Annotated in this window: 10 protein-coding genes and 2 pseudogenes; 4 read left to right on the forward strand and 8 right to left on the reverse strand. The window is 70.3% G+C overall.

From position 1 onward, the window contains the following. The first annotated feature begins 87 nt into the window (after window positions 1–87). Window positions 88–2,478: a lysylphosphatidylglycerol synthase domain-containing protein gene (locus AB8998_RS25515; protein ID WP_369740726.1), complete on the forward strand. Its 2,391-nt coding sequence runs from the start codon at window positions 88–90 to the stop codon at window positions 2,476–2,478. A 27-nt stretch (window positions 2,479–2,505) separates the two neighbouring features. On the opposite strand, the gene AB8998_RS25520 is transcribed toward AB8998_RS25515, so the two are convergent. The 5 genes and pseudogenes from AB8998_RS25520 to AB8998_RS25540 all read right to left on the reverse strand — a co-directional run bounded on the left by AB8998_RS25520 (window position 2,506) and on the right by AB8998_RS25540 (window position 8,917). After that, on the reverse strand, window positions 2,506–5,130 hold the full coding sequence (locus tag AB8998_RS25520) for a GH92 family glycosyl hydrolase (RefSeq protein WP_369740728.1): 2,625 nt from the start codon (window positions 5,128–5,130) through the stop codon (window positions 2,506–2,508). A 320-nt stretch (window positions 5,131–5,450) separates the two neighbouring features. After that, a pseudogene (locus AB8998_RS25525) lies at window positions 5,451–5,612 on the reverse strand (antitermination regulator); the annotation flags it as partial. A gap of 18 nt (window positions 5,613–5,630) precedes the next feature. Further along, window positions 5,631–6,722: a galactokinase gene (locus AB8998_RS25530; RefSeq protein ID WP_369740730.1), complete on the reverse strand. Its 1,092-nt coding sequence runs from the start codon at window positions 6,720–6,722 to the stop codon at window positions 5,631–5,633. Next, on the reverse strand, window positions 6,719–7,795 hold the full coding sequence (gene galT, locus AB8998_RS25535; RefSeq protein ID WP_369740731.1) for a galactose-1-phosphate uridylyltransferase: 1,077 nt from the start codon (window positions 7,793–7,795) through the stop codon (window positions 6,719–6,721). Before galT ends, AB8998_RS25530 begins: the two co-directional genes overlap by 4 nt. A gap of 249 nt (window positions 7,796–8,044) precedes the next feature. Continuing rightward, entirely contained in the window at window positions 8,045–8,917 is an 873-nt protein-coding gene (locus AB8998_RS25540; protein WP_369740732.1) for an alpha/beta fold hydrolase, read from the reverse strand. A 35-nt stretch (window positions 8,918–8,952) separates the two neighbouring features. Between AB8998_RS25540 and AB8998_RS25545 the strand changes: the two genes are divergently transcribed. From AB8998_RS25545 to AB8998_RS25555, 3 genes and pseudogenes are all read left to right on the forward strand, one after another. Next, window positions 8,953–9,858 carry an NYN domain-containing protein gene (locus AB8998_RS25545; RefSeq protein ID WP_369740734.1) on the forward strand — a complete coding sequence of 302 codons (906 nt, stop codon included), beginning with the start codon at window positions 8,953–8,955 and terminating at the stop codon, window positions 9,856–9,858. 169 nt (window positions 9,859–10,027) lie between these two features. Next, a pseudogene (locus AB8998_RS25550) lies at window positions 10,028–10,779 on the forward strand (cytochrome P450 family protein); the annotation flags it as partial. A gap of 136 nt (window positions 10,780–10,915) precedes the next feature. Next, on the forward strand, window positions 10,916–12,277 hold the full coding sequence (locus tag AB8998_RS25555) for a hypothetical protein (RefSeq protein ID WP_369740735.1): 1,362 nt from the start codon (window positions 10,916–10,918) through the stop codon (window positions 12,275–12,277). 1 nt (window position 12,278) lies between these two features. Here AB8998_RS25555 and AB8998_RS25560 read toward each other — a convergent pair whose 3' ends face one another. From AB8998_RS25560 to AB8998_RS25570, 3 genes are all read right to left on the reverse strand, one after another. Next, the gene (locus AB8998_RS25560; protein WP_369740737.1) at window positions 12,279–13,574 is read right to left on the reverse strand and encodes an NRAMP family divalent metal transporter; all 1,296 of its coding nucleotides are present in this window, start codon (window positions 13,572–13,574) and stop codon (window positions 12,279–12,281) included. Between the two features lie 187 nt (window positions 13,575–13,761). After that, window positions 13,762–14,361 (reverse strand): DUF5134 domain-containing protein, encoded by a 600-nt coding sequence (locus AB8998_RS25565; protein ID WP_369740739.1) that lies wholly within the window; start codon window positions 14,359–14,361, stop codon window positions 13,762–13,764. After that, entirely contained in the window at window positions 14,358–16,688 is a 2,331-nt protein-coding gene (locus tag AB8998_RS25570) for a copper-translocating P-type ATPase (RefSeq protein ID WP_369741760.1), read from the reverse strand. Before AB8998_RS25570 ends, AB8998_RS25565 begins: the two co-directional genes overlap by 4 nt. Between the last annotated feature and the right edge of the window lie 55 nt (window positions 16,689–16,743).

Consider the following 16,743-nt stretch of genomic DNA (forward strand, 5'->3'; position numbering starts at 1 on the left):
CAGTCCGGTTTGCGGGGCGGGTTACCCTGACGCCGGGCTGCCGCGCGTGCGGCGCTGATCCGAAGGATCTCAAGGGACACTTGAAGCATGCGAGTTGACGGGTGCGACATCGGTGTTTCCGGCAACTTGCTGCAACCGCTGATCCGGCGGACCAACGACATCCTGCGACTGGCCCTGGCCGCGTTGTTCCTTGCCACCGTGATCACGAGTTCGCTGATCACCCGGCCCGACTGGGTCTCGCTCGAGAGGTCCGTCTCCCAGATCGTCGGGGTGTTGTCGCCCGCGCAGTCCGACGCGGTCTACCTGGTGTACGGATTCGCGATCGTGGCGCTGCCGTTCGTGATCCTGATGGGCCTGATCTTCTCCCGGCAGTGGAAGCTGTTGGGCGCCTACGCGGGGGCCGGGATAGTCTCCGTCGTCCTGCTGTCGATCAGCAGCAACCACATCGCGGCACCCCGATGGCACTTCGAGTTGTCCGACCGGCTCACCACGATGCCCGCCCAGTTCCTCGACGATCCGCGGTGGATCGCGATGCTGGCGGCGGTGCTGACGGTCTCGGGCCCCTGGCTGCCGGCGCGCTGGCGGCGCTGGTGGTGGGCGCTGCTGCTCGCCTTCGTACCGATCCACCTCGTCATCAGCGCGATAGTGCCGGCGCGTTCGCTGCTGGGGCTGGCCGTCGGGTGGCTGGTCGGGGCGCTGGTGGTGCTGGCCGTCGGCACCCCCGCCCTCGAGGTGCCGCTCGACAGCGCGGTCCGGGCGATGGCCCGGCGCGGGTTCTTCGTGTCGCAGCTGACCGTGGTCCGACCGGCCGGCGCCGGGCCGCTGGTCCTGCGCGCCGCGTCGGCCAATGCCGACTCGGCGGCCGCGGCCTCGGCGGTGATGGAGCTCTACGGGCCCCATCAGCGCAGCGGCGGCGCACTGCGCCAGATCTGGCGCAAGGTGCGGCTGCGCGACAACGAGACCGCGCCCCTGGTGGCCTCGATGCGCCGCGCCGTGGAACACCGCGCCCTGATGTCAATCGCCATCGGCGACGCGGGCGTCGCCAACACCTCGACGATCGCCGTGACGCCGCTGGCGCGCGACTGGATGCTTTACGCCCACAACCCCGTTCGCGGTAGGACGCTCGACGAGTGCGCGCCCGAGGTCCCGGTCGCGCGGGTGTGGGAGGCGCTGCGCACGCTGCACGACCATCAGATCTCCCACGGGGATCTGCGCGGCCGCGAGATCACGGTGGCCGACGGCGCGGTGCTGTTCGGCGGGTTCGGCGCCGCCGAGTACGGCGCCACCGACGCGCAGTTCCAGTCCGACCTGGCCCAACTCCTGGTCACCACGACGGCGCTGTTCGACGCGGAGTCCGCGGTCGGCGCCGCGATCGGCGTCTTCGGCGAGGACGCCATCCTGACCGCCTCGCGCAGGCTCACCAAAATCGCTGTGCCCAAACGGCTTCGGAAGTCGCTGCCGAACGCCGGCGCCACCATCTCCAGCGCACGTGCCGAGGTCAAGCGGCAAACGGGCGCCGACCAGATCAAAACCGAAACCATCACCCGGTTCACCCGCGGCCAGATCATCCAGCTGGTGCTGTTCGGGGCGCTCGTCTATGTCGCCTACCCCTTCATCAGCACCGTGCCCACGTTCTTCTCCGAGTTGAGGACCGCGAACTGGTGGTGGGCGCTGCTGGGGCTGCTGATCTCGGCGCTGACCTACGTGGGCGCGGCGGCCGCCCTGTGGGCGAGCGCCGACGAGTCGGTGAACTTCTGGAAGCTGTCGGTCGCGCAGGTGGCCAACACCTTCGCCGCCACCACCACGCCCGCCGGCGTCGGTGGACTGGCGCTCAGCACCCGTTACCTGCAAAAGGGCGGCGGGCTGTCGGCGGTGCGCGCCACCACGGCGGTGGCGCTGCAGCAATCGGTGCAGGTGATCATGCACCTGGCGTTGCTCATTCTGTTCAGCACCCTGGCCGGTGCGTCGACGGACCTTTCCCACTTCGTCCCGACCGCCACCGTCCTGTACCTGATCGCGGGCGTGGCGCTGGGCATCGCGGGCACGTTCCTGTTCGTGCCCAAGCTGCGGCGCTGGCTGGCCACGGACGTGCGCCCCAAGCTGCAGGAGTTGGGCGCCGACCTCGTCGATGTCGCCCGCGAGCCCAAACGCCTGGGGCTGATCGTGCTCGGCTGTGCCGGAACGACTCTCGGCGCCGCGTTGGCGCTGTGGGCCAGCATCGAGGCCTTCGGCGGCGGCGCGTCGTTCGTCAGCGTCACGGTGGTGACGATGGTCGGCGGGACGCTGGCCTCCGCGGCACCGACACCCGGCGGCGTCGGGGCGGTGGAGGCGGCGCTGATCGGTGGTCTGGCCGCGTTCGGCGTGCCCGCGGCCATCGGCGTGCCGTCGGTGCTGCTCTACCGGGTGCTCACCTGCTGGTTGCCGGTGTTCGTCGGCTGGCCGGTGATGCGCTGGCTGACCAGCCACGAGTTGATCTAAAGGCGCCGATGGCGCTGGGCCGCATACCTATTCGGAACCGGCGGCCACCACCAGCACCATCGAGCGCCGCACGCTTGCGCCGACCGTGGTGGTGAGAAAGACCGGGTAGTAGTCCTCGGGGACCTCCGGTGTCAGGGTGATCGCGACGCTGGCGGTGGCCGATCCGTCGGGGCCGAACTCGCCGAACGACCGTGACGGTGCGATCCCCGGCTCGGGCGAGACGCCGGTGACGGTGTAGCCGCCGGGGCCGTCGGTCATGCGCTGCAGCTCGACCTTCACCGTGCCGGTGCTTCCCGGCGCGATCGTGACCGCGGGCCGCGGGACGTTCGCGGTCACCGCCGAAGCGCCCGTGCCGAACGACGGCCCGGCGCTGGATACGCTTGTCCCCCAACGCTTGTCGGGGTAGGTGGCGAGCGAGAATGCCAGGTCGCCGCCGGTGCGGATGATCGACTCCGGAAGAAACGTGTGGTCGGTGGCCCGGCCGTCCACGCGCAGGCCGCTGATGTACTTCAGGTGGCTGGGCCCGGAGGCGCCCGGTGCGGTCATCCGGATCGACTTGCCACCCGGGAGCCCGATCACGGCCCGGTCGAACAACGGCGCGCCCACGCTGAGCACCGGCACCGCCGGGATGGCCGGATACAGCCCGAGCGCGGCCCACACGTACCAGCTGGACAGCGCGCCCAGGTCGTCGTTGCCCGGCGCGCCGTCGGGCGTCGGGCCGTAGAGCCCGCGCACCCGGTCGACCGTGAGCTGAGTCTTCCAGGGCTGCCCGACGTAGTTGTACAGCCACGGCACCCCGAAGCTTGGCTCGTTGCCGGCCCACAGGTAGGGCTCGTTGGGGCCGACGTTGAGTTTGCGGGTGAAGCGGTCGAGCCGACCGGCCACCTGGTTGCGTCCGCCGAGGGCGGTCACCAGGCCGGCGACGTTGTGCGGCACCGACCAGACGTATTGTTCGGCGTTGCCCTCGTCGTACCCGTCCTGGCCGAAGCCCTCGGAGTCGACGAATCCCGGTCCCCCGCTGAAGAACCCCATCGGGCTGCGGGGCGAGATGTAGCGGGTGCTGGGGTTGAACAGGTTCTGCCAGTACTGCGCCCGGGCCTGGAATTCGGCGGCGGTCGCGGTGTCCCCGAGCGCGTCCGCGAAGCGGGAGATGGCGAAGTCGTCGATCGACCACTCCAGCGTGATCGAGGCGTCGGCGATGCGGCCGCCGGTGCGGAATTCCAGGGTGAACGGCGCGTACCGCAGCGCCAGGTAGGTGGCGATGCCCGGCCGCTCCACGTAGCCGTTGAGGCCCACCCCGCCCTTGGTCGCCGCGTGCACCATGTACCGCAATGCCGTTGCGCGGTCGAAGTTCTCGGCGCCGTAGGCATTGAGGTTGGCGATCAGCGGCACGACGCTGTCCCCGGTCATCTCCCCGGTCGCGGAATTGGCCAGCGCCCAGCGCGGCAGCGCCCCGCTCTGCGTGGCGTCGTTGATCAGCGATTGGGCCATGTCGCTTGCCCGCTGCGGGAAGAGCAGCGCCTGCAGGGCCGCCAGACACCGGTAGGTGTCCCAGTCGGAGAAGTTCGCGTACTGGGTGTGCCCGTCGGGCACGGTGTGGATGGCGCCGTCGAAGCCGAGGTAGCGCCCGTCGGCGTCGTTGAAGGTGTTGGGGTGCAGCAGCGAGTGGTAGAGCGCGGTGTAGAAGGTCTCCAGATTGTCGGGGTTGTTGCCGGCCACGGCGATTCGGGACAGCGTGGCGTTCCACTGTGACGCGGCGGCGGCGCGGATCCCGTCGAAGCCGTCCACGTTCTCGGCTTCCAGGTTCGCCCTGGCCCCGTCGATGCTGACGTAGGAGATCGCGGTCCGCACCTCGATCTGCGAGCCGGCGGGGAACTCCACGTAACCCCCGCTGTAGGGCGACGCGGCGCCGCGGGCGCCGGCATAGATCCAGTAGCCGTCCCAGGTGCCGTAGGAAAGGAACGGTCGGTTGAACTTCATCGCGAAGTACACGGTGTAGGTGTTGTTTTTGCCGCAGAACCCGCCACTGGTCGCCCATCCGGTGATCGTGGTGTTGTCCTCGCCGATCTGGATGGCCGCGCGGGAGTTGCCGGCCAGCGACGCGCCGGAGCGCACGTGGAACAGGGCGGGCCGGCCGTTGTGCGGGTAGCTGAACCGGCCGACCCCGGTGCGGGTGGTGGCGGTCAGTTCGGCGCTCACCCCGGTGTCGGGGAACCGCACCCGGTAGTAGCCCGGCTCGCCGACCTCGGTGTCGTCGTGGGCGATCGTCTCCCAGGCGTTCCACGGCTGCGAGCCGAGCGCGGTGGTGGTCGGCAGCATCGAGATGTCGCCGAAGGCGGCGCAGCCGACCGACGCGTGGGTCATGCTGAACCCGGTGGAGCGCGGGTTGTCGTAGTTGTAGCCGGCGTAGTTGTAGACCGTGTCCGGTGAGTACTGCACCATGCCGAACGGCACCGTCGGGCCTGGGAAGTTGTTGATCTCGCCGACGGTCTCGCCCCCGGTCCCGGTGCCGATGAGGGTGTCGACGTAGTCGACGGGATTCGCGACGAGCTTGGGCTCCCCCTCGTAGGCGGTGGGCGGAGCCGCCGCGATGAACGTCAGGAACACCGCCGTCGCCACCACCAGCGCGAGCAGGGCGCTTCGTGACCGCATAGCTGTTCCTTACTGCATGGCGGCCACTTCGCGCGGCATTTCGCATGCGACGGGCGCGGGGCACCACGCAGACACCGGCGTGCTCGAGGCGAACCAGCAACATTGTGAACGCACCTGGACTAGCTCGTCTCGACGCGACTATCCCAGTTGCCGCAAGTTTTCGGGAGATCTCCGTGGCGCAACACTTCCTTGCAGCAACCATTTCCGTGGCGGCGATTCTGGCGCTGGCCGGTTGCGGCCCGCACCACCGTCCATCGGGACGATCCCGGCTCTGGGCGATCTGCTGGGCGAGGAGCCCCAGCTTCATGTTGTGCACCTGGGACAACGACGACCTCGTGCACGGCCCCGCCGGTGTCGACGATGCGGTGCCGGGTGCTGAACGCCGTCTGGCGGCCGTTGACCATGCCGTCGATGCTCGCGGCCACCCGCTCGCGATCCTCGGGATGTTTGTGCGAGAGCACCAGTTCGGTGGTCGGTGTCACGCTGCCGGGCCGGCTCGCTCACACGTCCGGCCCCGCGCCCGCGGCCGCGCGGGTGCGGATGATCACCGGCCGCGGGTGGCCCGCGGCGGTCACCGTCCGGCGCAACGTCTTGGTGACGGCGTCGGCCCGGCTGTCCGGCACCAGCGCGATCACACAGCCGCCGAACCCGCCGCCGGTCATCCGGGCACCGAGCGCACCCACGCGCACCGCGGTGTCGGCGATCAGGTCGATGTGCTCGGTGGTGATGCCGAAATCGTCGCGCATGGACACGTGCGAGGAGGTCAGGATGCGTCCGGCTTCGACGAAGTCCGACTCCCCCAGCGCCGCGACGAAATCCAGCACCCTGCCGTTCTCGGTGAGAACATGGCGTGCGCGACGGGCATCGATCGGGTCGCCGATCTCGTCCAGCGCCGCGCTGCCGCGATCCCAGATCTCGCGCAACGACGTTGCCCGCAGACGTGCGGCCGCCCGCTCACAGGATGCGCGGCGGGCCGCGTATTCGCCACCCGCGTGGGCGTGGCGGGCGCGGGAGTCGATGAGCAGCAGCGCTACACCCTCGGCGTCCGGATCGAAGGGCACCGGCGCAACGCTGAGATCGCGGAAATCGATCAGCAACGCCGTCGACGGTTCGCCGAAAAGGGCGGCCAGCTGGTCGAGCAGACCGCTGGGAACGCCGACGTACTCGTTTTCGGCGCGCTGGGCGAGCCGCGCCTGCTCCTTTTTGTCGATGCGGACGCCGGCGGCCGTCGCGAGGGCGCCCAGCGTCGCGCATTCCAGCGCCGCCGAGGACGAGAGCCCCGAGCCCATCTCCACGTCGCTGGTGATCCGCATCGCGCCGCCGGGCACCGGGTGGCCGGCCTGCCGCAGCGCCCACACGACCCCGGCCACGTAGGCGGCCCAGCCGGCCACCTGACCGGGAACGACGCCGAGGCCGAAACGCACGACGTCGGGTGCGCGGTTGCTGCTCACGGTGAGCGCATCGCCGCCGTCGGGGGCGAACGTCACCACGGTGCGTTGCGGCAGCGCGATCGGCACCGCGAAGCCCAGGTTGTAGTCGGTGTGCTCCCCGATCAGGTTGACCCGCCCGGGCGCGGCGTGGCGGACCGTCATCCGAGCCCCCGCAGCCGCCGGGCCACGTCTTCGGGCGTGACGTCGCTGATGAAGGCGTCCATCGCCGACTCGGAGGCCGCCAGGTATTTCAGCTTGTCCGCGCTGCGCCGGATCGACATCAGCTCCACGTGGAAATAGCCGTCGGCCTGCGCCTCGGTGTCGGCGTACTGGTGCAGCGCCGAGATGTAGGGCAGCGGGGCCTCGTACATGCGGTCGAACCGCTGCAGCACGTCGAGATAGATCCGGGTGAATCCGTCGAGCTCCTCCTCGCCGAGCTCGAGGAGGTTGCGGGCGAAGCGGTTCGGGTAGATGTGCACCTCCACCGGCCAGCGCGCCGCGAACGGCACGAAAGCGGTGAACAGCTCGGTGCGCGCCACGATGCGGCCGCCGTCGGCGACCTCGCGGGCCAGCAGGTCGGCGAACAGGTTTCCGCCGTGCCGCATCCGGTGTTCGCGCGCCCGCGCCAGCATGACGGCGGTGCGCGGCGTCAGGTACGGGTAGCCATAGATCTGACCATGCGGGTGGGTCAGCGTCACCCCGATCTCCTCGCCGCGGTTCTCGAAGCAGAACACCTGCTCGATGCCCGGAGCGTGGATCAGGTCGGCGGTGCGGTGCCGCCACGCCTCGACGACCAGCCGCGCGTGCGCCGGCTCGAGCCCGGCGAACGAGCCGGTGTGGGCGCTGGAGAAGCACACCACCTCGCATCGGCCATGCCCGGGAGCGGAGACGAAGCCGTCACCGGGCACCGGCGCCGCCGGGCCGTCGCCGGACAGGCTCGGGAACTGGTTCTCGAAGACGACGACGTCGTAGTCGGGGGCGGGCACCTCGCTGGTCAACCCGGTCGGGCCCGGACACAGCGGGCACTGGTCGGGGGGCGGCTTGTAGGTGCGGTCCTGGCGCCGCGCCGCGACGATCACCCACTGCCCGGTCGTCTGGTCGTAGCGCAGCCACGACTGGTCGGGATCGCGGGCGGGCAGGGGCCTGCGGTCGGTGACGGGCGCCGGGCGGTGTCCGGGCAGCGCGAAGAACAGCAGGTCACGGCCATCGGCCAGCTTCGCCCGCGTCGGCGCCATGGTCTCGAAGGGTAGCGTGATCGCCGCGGCGCGGTTCGGGGTAATCCAGGCGTGTCAGCGATACGAGAGGCGGTCGGGGAGATCACTGGTCTGTACGAACGTACCCGTGGCCGCCGACCTCGGAGCGCGCGACGACAGCTGGGTTGGCGCCCCCACTGCGGGCTGACCCCGGGCGGGCGCGCGCATCGCCCCGATTCTACGGCCGGTGTCGAGGGCCGAAGCCGGACCGCAGCACCCCGGCTTTTCCGATCACGCCCTGGGCTGCGGGCTGCCGATGTCGCGGCGGTCGCCGGATCCGACGAAGTCCTCGATCAGCTCGACCACCTCGCGTGGCGCTTCCACCTGGGCGAAGTGGCCGACGTCGGGCAGCACCTCGAGCCGGCTGTCCGTGCGCGCCTCGTGCGCGGCGTATGCGTGGTCGACGGGAATGATGCCGTCGCGCTCGCCCCAGATCGCCATGACCGGCAGCTCCTCGCGCAGCCGCAGCCGGCTGAGCGCGCTGACCGCCTGCCCGCGGTAATCGACCACGGAGCGCAACGTCCGCAGGAACGACTGGCGTGTCTCGCGGTCCGACAGGGACGAGTAGGCGCTCCACAATTCGGCGCCGCGCGGCGAATGGATGCCGGCGCCCCGCAACCACGACCTGAGCTTGTTGCCGACGGCGAGCACCGGCGCCGGCGCGATGACCGGCAGCACCAGCTCCGCCCCGGGAGCCGAGAGCAGCCGGAGCACCAGCCCCACGTCGGGACCGAGACCGCCGCTGCTGATGAGGACCAACCGCTTGGCATAGTCGGGGTGCTGGTAGACGAACTGCATGGCCACACCGCCGCCCAGCGAGTGCCCGACCAGGGTGACCTGACTCACGCCCAGCTCGTCGAGCAGGTCGCGGAGCCAGACCGCGAACGCACCCAGCGAGTAGTCACCCCGGGGTTTGGCCGACGCGCCGTGGCCCAGCAGGTCCGGTGCGATGACCCGGAATTTCCTGGACAGCTGCGGTATCACCGAACGCCAGGTCTCCGAACTCCCGGCCATACCGTGGATGAGCAGCAGGGTCTCGCCATCGCCTTCGTCGCGGTAGGCGACGCGGTCGCCGTGCAGCTCGAGGTATTTCAGCTGGTTCATATCTCCGGTGTACCCCCTGAGCCGCCGACTCGGCGATGATCTACTGCATGACCGAACCGGTTGCCGCCCGCGTGGCCGTCTACCTCGACTTCGACAACATCGTGATCTCGCGCTACGACCAGGTTCACGGGCGCAACTCGTTCCAACGGGACAAGGCCAAGGGCCTCGATCCCGAGCGGCAGGCCCGCGCCACCGTCGACGTCGCGGCGATCCTCGACTTCGCGTCGTCGTTCGGGACGCTGGTGCTGACCCGCGCCTACGCCGACTGGTCGGCCGACGTCAACGCCGGCTACCGCGGACAGCTGGTGGCCCGCGCCGTCGACCTGGTGCAACTGTTCCCCGCCGCGGCGTACGGCAAGAACGGCGCCGACATCCGGCTGGCCGTCGACGCCGTCGAGGACATGTTCCGACTGCCCGACCTGACCCACGTGGTGATCGTGGCCGGCGACTCCGACTACATCCCGCTGGCGCAGCGCTGTAAGCGACTGGGCCGGTACGTGGTGGGCATCGGGGTGGCGGGCGCGTCGAGCCGCGCGCTGGCCGCCGCCTGCGACGACTTCGTCATCTACGACGCCCTCCCGGGGGTGCCGGCCCTCGAACCGGCACCCGCGCCGGCCGGGCCGGAGGCGGAGAAGACCCCGCCGAAGCTGCGGGGCGGACGCGCCAAGGCGGCCCAGTCCGAGGAGCCGGAGCCGCCCGATCCGCAGGCCGCCGCCACGGCGCTGCTGACGCGGGCGCTGCAGATCGGGCTGGAGAAAGACGACGTCGACTGGCTGCACAACTCCGCGGTGAAGGCGCAGATGAAACGGATGGATCCCTCGTTCAGCGAAAAGTCTTTGGGATTCAAGTCTTTCAGCGACTTCCTGCGTTCGCGCTCCGACGTCGTCGAGTTGGACGAGACGTCGACCACCCGGATGGTGCGGCTGCGCGTCGACGAGTGAGCACGCCAACCGGCTCCCGCTGGCTATACATTCTCTCGTTGATGTATGGCGCCCCGGCCGGAGGACGGCCCGAACGCCGTGAGAATCCTGTTTGATCCGCGCGCTTCATTGACACCTGCCCCCGACGGCCATACATTGTGCGAAAGTCGTCCGGGCTCCGAGACCGGAGCCGCTGTGGGACAAGGTGACCAACAGTCTGCTCTGCCTGGAGGGCCAGGCCCATCATCGGCTGCGCAGCCTGGCCGCCAAGGCCTTCACCCCGCGCGCGGTGCAGCGGCTGCACGACACCATGGCCGCGGTGATGAACGAGCTGGTCGATCGGGTCGCCGACGCCGGACGCTGCGACGTGGTCACCGACATCGCCCGCCCGTACCCGGTGCCGATCATCTGCGCGCTGCTCGGCGCACCTCGCGGGGACTGGCACCGGTTCTCGCTGTGGGCCGACGACGTCTTCAAGGCCTTCAGCTTCGCCGTCGACCTCGCCGAGGTCGAGCCCGTCGTCATGCGCGCATGGGGCGAGCTCGACGGCTACGTCGACGACATGGTCGCCCGGCGGCGACACAGCCTGACCGACGACCTGCTGTCCGACCTGATCCGCGCCGAGGATGACGGCAACCCCCTCGGTGCAGCTGCTGTGCGAGCACCCCGACCAGTGGGAACTGCTGCGGCAGCGGCCCGAGCTGGCGATGCGCGCGGTCGAGGAGACGATGCGCCATTCGCCGATCGTGTGCGGAACGCTGCGCCTGGTCGCCGAGGACGCCGAACCTGGGGGCCAACCTGGCCCGCCACGAGCTCGCCGAGGCCCTGAACGTCCTCACCGCCCGGATGCGAAACCCACGCCTGGCCGGGCCTGCGCCGTGGAAGCCGATGGCCACCCTGAGCGGCCCGACGAGCCTGCCCGTCGAATTCGACGGGAACTGATTCCCCGGCACCGCGCCGGCCACGCCGCTGACGTAAGGCTCTGTGACGTAGGGCTCGTGGGAACCCGACCCGGTCGCGGGCGCACCTGACCGGCTATAGGCTCGGCGGTTACAGGATCTTACCGGGGGATTTGCCGATGAGCATGATTGACGGTCTGCGCGCGCCCATGCGCAGAATCGCCCTGTTGGGCTCGGCCGCCTGTCTCATCACGTCCTGCTCGGAAACCGTTTCCCCGCCGGCGGCCACGACGACGACCAATTCGACGTCGCCGCCCACCACACCGTCGGCGGCCGGTAACCCCGGCAGCGCCGCGCCATCGCCGGCTCCGGTGACCGGGCCGCTGGAAAAGGACTGGAAAAGCTACGGCGGCACGGCATATTTCGGGTGCCCGGAAAAGGTGTCGGGCGGGAAATCGGCCTTGGAGGACATCCGCCCGAAGATCTTCGACACCAAGACGGGGCAGTACGTGACGCCGGGCACCCCCATGGTCCCCGCGGGGGAGAAGTTGACCGGCGCCGTGTGCGCGCTGTCCGGCACGGCCGACGACATGAGGGTCGTGTACGTGCTCACCACCGCGACACCCGCGCAGGCGTCCGCGCCCGCAACCACCAGGGCGACCGCCTACGCGTTCGACCTCAAGTCGGACCGCCCGGTGGCCACGAAAGAGCTGCAACCGCCGAGTCCCGACCAGAAGTTGACCGCGGCCGACCGATGGGGGTTTGCCTCGACCGCGACGGGCGTGGCATGGACGAACGCCTTCACCGACGGGCACGCAGCCGCCGCGCCGCCACGCACGCTGGTGCTGTCCAACACCGACCTGTCGACGCTGTGGGACGATCCGGAGCAGGCCCAGGTTTGGCAGGACGTGCTGGCTTTCCACCGCAACACCGGGGGCGCCACGACGTCGGGCGCGGAGTTGCGCCGGCCGACCGGGGAACCGATCTACCAGGACAACGACGTGCGGTCGGTCGACGCGGAGTTGTCCGACGGGCCCGACAAGCTGGTGAAATTGACGCACTGGGATTCCCATCAGCCCCCGGCCGTGTCGACCGTGTTCTTCGACCTGAACGCGAAACAGATCGTCAAGATCGGCGACTCGGACACGATTTCCGGCGGCGGATTGGCCGCGACGCTGTCGGCCGGGAAATTGTTCGTCGACGGTCGCGACTCCGACGACTCGAAATTCGGCTTCGGTGTGTGGAACCTGCGCACCCGGCACTGGGATTTGCTCAAGAGCCGGGACGACGCGAAGAAGATGTCGATCACCAGGTTGGCGTTCTTCGAAGACCACCTGTACCTCACCAAGGCCGACGGCACGTTCTCCGTGCTCGCCTTGCCGGACACCGAGCCGGTCGCCTCGAACTGGTCGGTGCGGCCCTTCGGGCGGATCTCGGACTGGACGCTGGTTTGTCGCGGCGCCGCGTCGGCGAACGGTGACTGCCAGGAGATCGTGCTGGTGCAGGACCGGGACGGCCGCTATCCCGGGCCCTGGTTCTGAGTCAGAGCCAGCCGAACGCCTGGGGAACCATGTACAGCCCGAAGGCGATGACCACCAGGCACAGGCCGCGGGTGAGGTGTTTGTAGAGCCCGCGCATCCGCCACTGTTCGGGGAGGGCCCGGGCCTCCAGCGCGAGCAGCAGACCCAGCACGATGGGCAGCAGCAGGGCGTTCATCACCTCGACGTCCACGGCGAGGTTGACCAGGTCGACGCTGCTCAGCACGAGGATCGCGCCGACGATGTGGGCGAGCGCGTAGGTGATGTAGAACTTGGCGGTGGCGCGGTTGGGCCGCTCGTTGAGCGTGTGGTGCCAGCCGAACACCTCCGCGAGCCCCCACGCGCCGGCCAGCGACGCGACGATCGCGGCGACCAGCGCCGCGCCCAGCATCCCCAGCCCGAACAGCACGGTGCCGCCGACGCGCCCCAGGTAGGGGGTCAGCGCGTGCGAGATCTGGCCGACGGTCTGCAGCGTCGTCTCGCCGTTGTGCGTCCCGAGCGTCGCCGCGACGGTGACCACGACGGCGATCATGATCAGCTGGGTCAGCACCGCGCCGAAGGCGGTGTCGTAGCGGGCCTGGCGCAGCGCGGCCACCGACAGGCGCTTGTCCACCACGGCGCCCTGCTGGTAGAAGATCATCCACGGCATGATCACGGCGCCGACGTTGGCCGCGACCAGCAGCAGGTACGAGGGGTCGCCCAGCGGCATCGAGGCCAGGCCCTGCACCAGCGCGTCCGGATCGGGCCGGGACATGACCATGGCGACCAGGAACGCCAGTTCGGCCGCCCCGAAGACGATTCCGACGCGCTCGACGCGCCGGTAGCTGCCGGTGAGCGCCAGCGCCAGCAGCGCCACCGTCGCGATCGGAATGCTCACCCATTTGGAGACGCCGAACAGTTCGCCGACCCCGGCGACGCCGGCGAACTCGGTCAGCAGCGCCCCGATCGCGGAGGCGAACAGCGTGAACGCCGAGACCCACGCCCAGCCGCGGCCGAACCGTTCCCGGATGAGCGCGCCGTGCCCCCGGCGGGTGACGATGCCCAGCCGCACCGTCATCTCCTGGACGACATAGAGGATCGGCATCAAGATCAGCTGCGGCAACACCATGCGGTAGCCCCAGCGGTCGCCGGACTGCGCGGCGGTGATCAGCGAGCCGGCGTCGGTGTCGGCGAACATCACCACCAGGCCCGGGCCCCACACCGACAGCAGCGCCCACCGCAGCCACCGGAGGCGACGGCGCATCGCCGCACGCGGCCGTTCGTCGCGCTCGTCCGCCACCGGCGTGGTGGTATCGGTCAACTCTCGAGCAACCCTCTCGTTAGACAGCGGACGTGCACAGCGGCGAAAACCGGCGGCGTTCGTGCCCCCGGGTCACTGCATCGGCGCCACCGGGGCAGGCTTCCTCGACCGTACGGCATCGATTCATACCCGGGCGATGCTGTGCCGTGTGCCGCGGAAATTTCGGTTCGCCACACCGGGTCAACGGTCAGATGCGGGACACCGCGGCAAGGAACAGGACGGCCATTCCGGCGGCCATGGCGGCTTGTGCGAGGTTTCCCAAAGATTTGAGGCGGGCGGTGCCGGTGAGGTAACGCAGCGTCCAGAAAAGCGTTGCGGCCCCGAAGATCAGGGCGCCGAGCCAGTCCATGGCGGTGATCCAGGCGGCGTACGGTGGTGTGCCCGTTGCGGCCATGTCCATGCCCGGCATCGCGGCGCCGGATCGGGCAGGCGCCGGGGCGGTGGTCGGGGGGCCGTTCATGGCGGCATACATCCAAGCCGTCGCCAGCATCATCAGAACGTGGTAGCCGCTCAACCGCCGCTGGGCGGGCGTGCGGGCGGCGGCGAGGGCCATCGTCGCAAACCACGCCGCCGCCAGCAGGAACACCACCGTCAGTGCCGTGGTCGGGGCGCGCATGCTCCACGGCCAGGCCATGGCCGCCATCGCGACCGCCATCACCACGTGCAAACCGTGACTGAGGACCATCGGCCAGGGCCGGCGCCGGGTCAGGATCGGCAGGGCGCACTCGATCGCGCCCAGCGCGAACAATCCCGTGACGACCCACCTCAGCAGGACACCGTGGATCATACGGTCGCGGTCCGCTCGGGCAGGGCCTTGATCGTCGTGTCGCGGCCGAAGTGGCGCAGCCGCAGCGAGTTGGTGACCACGCTGACCGAGGACAGGCCCATCGCCGCGCCCGCCACGACGGGGTTGAGCACCCCGAATGCGGCCAGCGGGATCGCGGCGGTGTTGTAGCCGAACGCCCAACCCAGGTTCTGGTGAATCGTGCGCAGGGTTTGGCGCGAGAGCTGCAGCGAGCGCACCACACCGTCGAGTTGGCCGGACATCAAGGTGATGTCGGAGGCCTCGATGGCCACGTCGGTGCCGGTGCCGATCGCGATGCCCAGGTCGGCCTGCACCAGCGCGGGGGCGTCGTTGACGCCGTCGCCGACCATGGCGACCCGCCTGCCCTCGTCCTGGAGGCGGCGGATCTCGTCGACCTTGTCTTCGGGCAGCACCTCGGCCAGCACCCGGTCGATGCCGACCTGCTCGGCGATCGCGGCCGCCGTGCGGGCGTTGTCGCCGGTGATCATCGCGACCTGCAGCCCCATGGCGTGCAACTGGCGGACCACCGCGACGGCGTCGTCTTTGATCGTGTCGGCCACCGCCAGCACACCCACCACCCGCTCGTCGCGACCGACGAACACCGCGGTGCGGCCCTGTGCTTCGAGGTCGGCGGCCGCGCTCGCGAGCTGCTCGGGCAGGCGCAGGTCGTTTTCCTCGACCAGCTTGCGCCGCCCGACCAGCACCGCGTGGCCCTCGACCTCGGCGCGCACGCCGTGGCCGGCCAGGTTGGTGAACGCCGCGGCGGCCGGGACGGCCAGCTCGCGTTCGCGGGCGCCGGCGACGATCGCCGCGCCGATGGGGTGCTCGGAACCCGACTCGACCGCGGCGGCGATCCGCAACACCAGGTCGACGTCGCGCTTCTTGTCGGTGATGACGTCGGTGAGCCGCATCTGGCCCCGGGTGAGGGTGCCGGTCTTGTCGAACACGACGGTGTCGATCTTCTTCGACGCCTCGAGGACCTCGCCGCCCTTGACTAGGATGCCCATCTCCGCGCCGCGACCGGTGCCGGCGATGATCGCGGTCGGGGTGGCCAGGCCCAGCGCGCACGGGCAGGCGATGATCAGCACCGAGACCGCCGCGGTCATCCCCGCGATCGGGTTGCCCGCCAACAGCGCCCACCCGGCGAACGTCAGCGCGGCCACACCGAGCACCGCGGGCACGAACACCGCCGACACCCGGTCGGCCAGCCGCTGCACCGGCGCCTTGCCGCCCTGGGCCTGCTCGACTAGGCGCACGATCTGGGCCAGCGCGGTGTCGGCGCCCACCGCGGTGGCGCGCACGGTCAACAGTCCGTCGGTGTTCACGGTGGCCCCGGCGACCCGGTCGCCGACCGTCTTTTCCACCGGCATCGACTCGCCGGTCAGCATCGACTCGTCCACGGCCGCGCGCCCGTCGACGATCTCGCCGTCGACGGGGATCTTCTCCCCGGGCCGCACCAGCATCACGTCGCCGACCTGCACCCGCTCCACCGGCACCAGCACCTCTTGACCGTCGACGAGCAGGCAGGCCTCCTTGGCGCCCATCTCCAGCAGCGTGCTGATCGCCTCGCGGGTCTTGCCGGTGGCCCGGGCCTCGAAGTAGCGGCCCAGCACCACGAACGCGATGATCAACGCCGCGGTGTCGAAGAACAACGGCCCGCCCGCGAACAGCTGATAGGTCGAGTAGGCGAACGCGGTCAGCGTGCCCAGGCTGATCAGGGTGTCCATGCCCGCCGATCCCGCGCGCGCCTGCCGCACCGCCCCCACCAAAAACGGCCAGCCCGCCACGAACTGCACCGGCACCGTCGCGGCAAACGCCAACCACCCCGCCCACGCGCCGCCGAACACCATCGGCGCCGCCATCGACACCAGCCCCAACGGCGCGGCCAGCCACACCCGTCGCAACCACTTGCGTTGCTCACCCTTGGCATCGGCGGCCGGCGCCCCGTGACACGACGGCGCCGGCTGATGACAACTACCCCCACCGTCGGACTTCGGGGCGCCCGCATCCGTGGACACGCCCAGCGCACGCAAAAGTCCGGCCGCGATCCGCGCCAGTACCCCGGTTTCACCCACACTCGCCGAATACGGGGCGCGGGCGGGCAGCGATTCCGCGGGCACGTCCCGGGCCGCCTCGATCCCCGCCAACACCGCGGCGACGTCGCAGTCATCGGGCAGATACCAGATCACCACCGACCCCGTCCGGGGATAGGCCTGCACCGCCCGCACCCCGGCCACCGCCGCGACCGTCTCCTCGATCGCCACCGCCAGCGCCGAATCCATCCCAAACCCGCGGGCGCGCACCCGCATCCGCCCGCCCCCCTGGGAGACGACCTGCAACGTGGCGCCGGCCCCAGCGTCAAGC

It is taken from the genome of Mycobacterium sp. HUMS_12744610, assembly GCF_041206865.1.
Classification (GTDB): domain Bacteria; phylum Actinomycetota; class Actinomycetes; order Mycobacteriales; family Mycobacteriaceae; genus Mycobacterium; species Mycobacterium servetii.